Annotated in this window: 5 protein-coding genes; 3 read left to right on the top strand and 2 right to left on the bottom strand. The window is 74.5% G+C overall.

The annotated features are described in order from the left end of the window. Window positions 1-987 (bottom strand): HAMP domain-containing protein (locus tag ABZ914_RS28820; RefSeq protein WP_500197017.1); only part of this gene is annotated, 987 nt, incomplete at its 3' end. A gap of 322 nt (window positions 988-1,309) precedes the next feature. Here ABZ914_RS28820 and ABZ914_RS28825 point away from each other — a divergent pair. The 3 genes from ABZ914_RS28825 to ABZ914_RS28835 all read left to right on the top strand — a co-directional run bounded on the left by ABZ914_RS28825 (window position 1,310) and on the right by ABZ914_RS28835 (window position 4,406). After that, window positions 1,310-3,583, top strand: a complete 2,274-nt coding sequence (locus ABZ914_RS28825; RefSeq protein ID WP_500197018.1) for a SpoIIE family protein phosphatase — start codon at window positions 1,310-1,312, stop codon at window positions 3,581-3,583. Window positions 3,584-3,614: 31 nt separating this feature from the next. Next, a complete protein-coding gene (locus ABZ914_RS28830; protein WP_500197019.1) occupies window positions 3,615-3,953 on the top strand; it encodes an STAS domain-containing protein in 339 nt (112 codons plus the stop codon). A gap of 84 nt (window positions 3,954-4,037) precedes the next feature. After that, window positions 4,038-4,406, top strand: coding sequence for an ATP-binding protein (locus tag ABZ914_RS28835; RefSeq protein WP_067469847.1), 369 nt, complete (start codon window positions 4,038-4,040; stop codon window positions 4,404-4,406). A 126-nt stretch (window positions 4,407-4,532) separates the two neighbouring features. Here ABZ914_RS28835 and ABZ914_RS28840 read toward each other — a convergent pair whose 3' ends face one another. Further along, window positions 4,533-5,882, bottom strand: coding sequence for a class II 3-deoxy-7-phosphoheptulonate synthase (locus ABZ914_RS28840; protein ID WP_500197021.1), 1,350 nt, complete (start codon window positions 5,880-5,882; stop codon window positions 4,533-4,535). Between the last annotated feature and the right edge of the window lie 104 nt (window positions 5,883-5,986).

Raw genomic sequence — 5,986 nt, forward strand, 5'->3', positions numbered from 1 at the left:
GTCGACGGTGATCTTCTTGCCGAGGTCGCCCTCGGCGACGGCGGTGGTGACCTGCGCGATGTTGCGGACCTGGTAGGTCAGGTTGTTCGCCATCGCGTTGACGTTGTCGGTCAGGTTCTTCCAGACGCCGCTGACGCCCCGCACGTTCGCCTGGCCGCCGAGGCGCCCCTCGGTGCCGACCTCGCGGGCCACACGGGTGACCTCGTCGGCGAACGCCGACAGCTGGTCCACCATCTGGTTCACGGTGAGCTTCAGCTCCTGGAGCTCACCGGTCGCCTCGACCGTGACCTTGCGGGTCAGGTCGCCCTGCGCCACCGCCGTCGTGACCTCGGCGATGTCGCGGACCTGCGACGTCAGCCGCGCCGCCATCACGTTCACCGAGGCCGTCACGTCCCGCCAGCGGCCGGTCATGCCGCGCGACGGGGCCTGGCCGCCGAGCCGGCCCTCCGTGCCGACCTCCCGGGCGAACTGGGTGACCTCCCAGGTGAACTGGTCCAGCAGCTCGACCATGCCGTTCACCGACTTGGCCATCCGCAGCAGCTCGCCGCGCATGGGCCGGCCGCGCACCCGCAGCTCCACCCGCTGGCTCAGGTCGCCGGCCGCCACCGCCTCCACCACCCGGTGCATCCCGGTGGCCAGGTCGGTCAGCTTGTCGATGATCGCGTTCGCGTCCTCCACCGCCGACGCCCACGACCCCCGCAGGCTCCCCGGCGTCAGCCGCCCGCGCAGCTGCCCCTCGCGGCCGATCTCGCGCCGCACCCGGGCCAGCCCGGACGCCACCTCATGCCCGTTCTGCCGGATCTCGTCCAGTATCGCCCCGGCCTCCGCCACGGCGCCCTCGCCGGGCACGTCCAGCTCGGTCCCCGTCCGGCCGTCCCGGACGGCGGCCAGCGCCTTCAACAGCGGCGCGAGATCGGCGTCGCTGTAACGCGGAGTGGTGTCGCGAGACCCGCCCGCGGGGCGGGCACGGGACGCTGTACGCGGCATTGTTCCTCTTCCTCTTGGCCCGCGGTCGCCGGGTGCCCGGCGCGGCGGGCCGGTCTTTCCGGACCGCCTCCCGGCCGCACCAGTACTCTACGTTGCCGCCCGTTCCAGAGCCCGAATCGCTCGCTCACGAGTGACAAGCGGCATAGGTCATGGATCGGGGGCCGTAGTCTTCGTGTTACGGTCTGTCGTGTTGTGACGGAGAGCCGGACACCGAGGTCAGAGGCATCGCAAGGCCCCGGTTCGGCACTCTCGTGGCCGGGTGGCCGCACGGTCTGCCACGATGGCCAGACCCGGTAAGCAGGCTTCGAACGAGGGACGGCAGTTGGATCGGCAGACGGCGTCGGCGACCTTCCCGTCCGCCGCCGCGGCGGTGGCGGACGCGCGCCGCTTCGTCCGCAAGGTGCTCGCCGACTGGGGCATGGACGAGGCCGCCGACGACGCGGTCCTGGCCACCAGCGAGCTGGCCACCAACGCGGTCGCCTACGCCGGCACCTCCTTCGAGGTGTCCTGCCGCCTGGAGGGCGGCGACATCGAGATCGAGGTCCGCGACCGCCACCCCACCCGCGGGATCGAGATGCCGGGCGTCACCGCGTCCAGCGGACGCGGCCTGCCGTCGATCGCCCGGCTGGCCGCCTCCTGGGGCGTCTCCTACGACCGCCGCACCAAGGGCGTCTGGTTCCGGCTGCCCCGTCCGGGCGCCGACGTGGAAGGCGCCGAGCCGGGCGCGTCCGACGACACCGCCGCGGAGGCGGAGCCGGCCCCCGGCGTCGCCCGCGCGGAACGGGCCGCACGCGGCTTCGCCGGCCTCGACAAGGCCGCCGAGACCGGGCTCGAGCCCGGCGTCCCCGGCGCCCAGCCCCGCGACGACCGGCTCGGCGGCGAGCGCCTCGACGCCGACGGCATGGGCGAGACGCCCGCCGCCGGCGACGGGCTGCTGCGCTCCCCGGCCGCGGTGGAGGCCATGGAGGAGGCGGTCGCGGCCGTCCGCGAGGTGCTCGGCGCCGACGGCGCGGCCGTCCAGCTGACCGAGCGCGACGGGCGCCTGATCATGGGCGCCTCCGGCGGCACGGCCGCGGAGATGCCGCTCGGCGGCCTGACGGTGGGCGGCCTCGCCCCCGCCGTCCGCGCCGGCTCGCCCTGGGTGGCCCCCGGCGCCGCCGACCCGGCCGCCGCCGCGCTGCGGGCCGGCTCGCTGGCAGCCGCCCCGCTGGAGTCGCAGGGCCGCCTCACCGGCCTGCTGGTGGCCGTCTCGTCGGCCCCCGGCCGGTTCGAGGAGGCCGACGGCGCCCGCCTCGGCCGCCTCGCCGACGAGATCTCGCTCTCCCTGGAGAAGGCCAGGGTGGGGGAGCTGGAACGGTCCTGGCGCGGCTGGCTCAGCTTCGTCGCCGAGGCCAGCGACCTGCTCGCCGGCACCCTCGACCAGGAACGGACGATGGCGCTGGTCGCCCAGCTCGTCGTGCCCCGGCTCGCCACCTGGTGCGCCGTCTACACCGTCACCGAGGCCGAGCCGGCGCGGCTCGCCTACGTCTGGCACGCCGACGAGACCCGCGCCGACGGCCTGCGCGACCTGCTCGACCAGGCCAGCTCCGCCCCGCCGATGGACGCCCCCGGCCCCTGGAACGGCCTCGCCGGCGCACCGGAGGACGTCCGCGCCGCCGCCGGCGACACCGCCGACGACCAGGTCTACGCGTTCCCGCTGATCGCCCGGGGCCGCCGCATCGGCAGCATCGTCATCGGCCGCCCCGCCGGCGACCGGTTCCAGCGCAGCGCCATCGAGCTGGCCGAGGAGCTCAGCCGCCGCGCCGCCCTCGCCGTCGACAACGCCCGCCTGTTCTCCGCCCAGACCGCCATGAGCAGCGCCCTGCAGCGCAGCCTGCTCCCGCCCGGCATCCCGGAGATCCCCGGCCTGGAGGTCGCGGTCGTCTACGAGCCGGCGGGGGAGGGAAGCGAGGTCGGCGGCGACTTCTACGACGTGTTCGAGTCCGGGGTCCGGCCCGGCGCCCCGCAGACCCCGTCCCGCTGGCGGTTCGCGATCGGCGACGTGTGCGGCACCGGACCGGAGGCCGCCGCCGTCACCGGCCTGGCCCGGCACGCGCTGCGCATCCTGGCCGCCGAGGACATGTCGGTGCCGGGCGTCCTCGCCCGCCTCAACCGGCTGATCCTGGGCGAGGGCGAGCGCGGGCGGCTGCTCACCCTGCTGCACGGCGAGATCGCGGCGCGTCGCCGCCGCGACGGCGTCACGATCAGGCTGACGAGCGCGGGGCACCCGCCCCCGCTGGTGCTCGACCCCGAGGGCGGCGTCCGCGAGGCCGCCACCCCCCAGCCGCTGCTCGGCGTGTTCGACGGTGTGGAGTTCCACACCGACACCCTCGAGCTGCGCCGCGGCGAGGTGCTGCTGTGCGTGACCGACGGCGTCACCGAGCGGCGCTCGGGCAACCGGCTGCTCGGCGACGGCCACGGGCTGGAGCGGCTGCTGGCCGGCTGCACCGGGCTGAGCGCAGGGGCCGTCGCCGCCCGCATCCAGCGAGCGGTGCGCGATTTCGGCCCCGAACCCTCGAACGACGACGTTGCCCTCATCGTTCTGCGGGCGTCATGATGGAGACCAACAATCGGTAAGGTGGGGTGGCGTGGGGCTTGCCTTGCACACGACACGACAGGACGGCCGTGCGACGATCGCCGCGCGCGGCTCCATAGACCTGCACTCCTCCGACGAGCTACGGGCCCGGCTGGCCGAACTCGTGGACGCCGGTGAGCGCACGGTCGTGGTCGATCTCACCGCCGTCGACTTCTGCGACTCGTCCGGCCTCAACGTCCTCGTCCGCGCGTACAAGCACGCCCGGGCGCAGAACGCCACGCTGACGGTCACCGGCGCTTACGGCCGGGTGGAGAACGTGCTGCGCACGACCGGCCTCGACCGCTTCCTGATCGAGGGTCCGGCGGAGGAGGCGCCCGCCGATGGACGCTGAGACCGCGCCGCCCGGATCCCGGCGGCCGCACCGGACGGGACGGCACACGATGCGGAACGGCGAGCGGGCGGAGTGACCGACCCGATGACCGAGACCACGCTGCGCGCGGCCCCGCAGACGGAGGCCGTCGAGTACGCGCGCCGCCTCGCCGCCCGCACCATGCGTACCTGGGCGCTCATGGAGCGCGAAGAGCTCGTGACCGCGATCGTCGCCGAACTGGTCGCCAACGCCGTCCGGCATGCCGGGACGGCGCTGGAGCTGCGCCTGCTGCGCGGCACCGGGCGCGTCCGGGTCGAGGTCCGCGACCGCGCCGCCCAGCTGCCCCGGCTGACCGTCCCCGGCCCCCTCGACGAGTCCCACCGCGGCCTGTTCATCGTCGACCGGTTCGCCACCTCGTGGGGCGCCGACCCGGTCACCGGCGGCAAGGTCGTCTGGGCCGAGGTCAGCATCTGACACGGCCTCCGGAGCCGGCCGCGCCGATTCGAAGATCGTTCGTCGCCACCGCCGGCCGGGCGCGCCCCGGCATGAGAACGGCGCGCCCGCCCAGAGAGGCGTGACGCGCCGTGCCCGGACCGCTCGTCAGGACGACTTGCGGTACAGCTCCGCGACCATGAACGCCAGGTCCAGCGACTGGCCGCGGTTGAGCCGCGGGTCGCAGGCCGTCTCGTAGCGCTGGTGCAGGTCGTCCTCCGCCAGCCCGTGGCCGCCGCCCGTGCACTCGGTCACGTCGTCGCCGGTGAACTCGATGTGGATGCCGCCCGGGTGCGTGCCGAGCGCCCGGTGCACCTCGAAGAACCCGGCGACCTCGTCCAGCACGTCGTCCAGCCGCCGCGTCTTGTGCCCGCTCGGCGCCTCGTAGGTGTTGCCGTGCATCGGGTCGCAGATCCACGCGACCGGCGCGCCGCTCTGGTCCACCTTCTCGATCAGCGGCGGCAGCGCGTCCCGGATCCGGCCCGCGCCCATCCGGGTGATGAAGGTCAGCCGGCCGGGCTCCCGCTCCGGGTTCAGCGTGTCGATCAGCGCCAGCGCGTCGTCGGCGGTGGTCGTGGGGCCGAGCTTCACCCCGATCGGGTTGCGGATGTGCCGCAGGAACTCCACGTGCGCGCCGTCCAGCTGCCGGGTCCGCTCGCCGATCCACAGGAAGTGGCTCGACACGTCGTAGGGCAGGCCGCTGAGGTGGTCGATCCGGGTCAGCGCCCGCTCGTACTCCAGCAGCAGCGCCTCGTGGCTGGAGTAGAACTCCACGCTGTGGAACTCGTCCGGGCTCACCCCGCACGCCTTCATGAACGTCAGCGCCCGGTCGATCTCCCCGGCGAGCTGTTCGTACCGGCGGCCCGAGGGGCTCGTCGCCACGAAGTCCTGGTTCCAGGCGTGCACCTGCCGCAGGTCGGCGTAGCCGCCCTTGGTGAACGCCCGGCACAGGTTCAGCGTCACCGCCGAGCAGTGGTAGGCGCGCAGCAGCCGGTGCGGGTCGTTGCGGCGGGACTCGGCGTCGAACGCGAAGCCGTTCACCGCGTCGCCCCGGTAGGCGGGCAGCTCCACGCCGCCGCGCACCTCCGACGGCTTCGAGCGCGGCTTGGCGAACTGCCCCGCCATCCGGCCGATCTTCACGACCGGCACGCTGGCGGCGTACGTGAGCACCACCGCCATCTGCAGCAGCGTCTTGAGCTTGTTCTTGACCGCGTCGGCGTTCGATCCCTCGAACGTCTCCGCGCAGTCGCCGCCCTGCAGGACGAACGCCTCGCCGCGCGCGACCTCCGCGAGCCGGGCCTTGAGCTGGTCGCACTCGCCCGCGAACACGAGCGGCGGCTGGGCGGCGAGTTCGGCGGCGACGGCACGGACCTCGGCCGGGTCGTCCCACTCGGGCTGCTGCAGTGCGGGGAGGTCGCGCCAGGCGTCGAGCGCCCCCGAGACGCTGGAAGTACTCACGCGCAAAGGGTATCGGGCGGTGCGTGCGCTCGATGCCCCGTCCGGGCCCCCTAGGCCGCCCCCGGACGGCCCGTGGTCGTCGCGGAAGCCCAACAGAACGCCGG

Origin of the sequence: Spirillospora sp. NPDC046719, from assembly GCF_040645715.1 — a bacterium.
GTDB lineage: Bacteria > Actinomycetota > Actinomycetes > Streptosporangiales > Streptosporangiaceae > Spirillospora.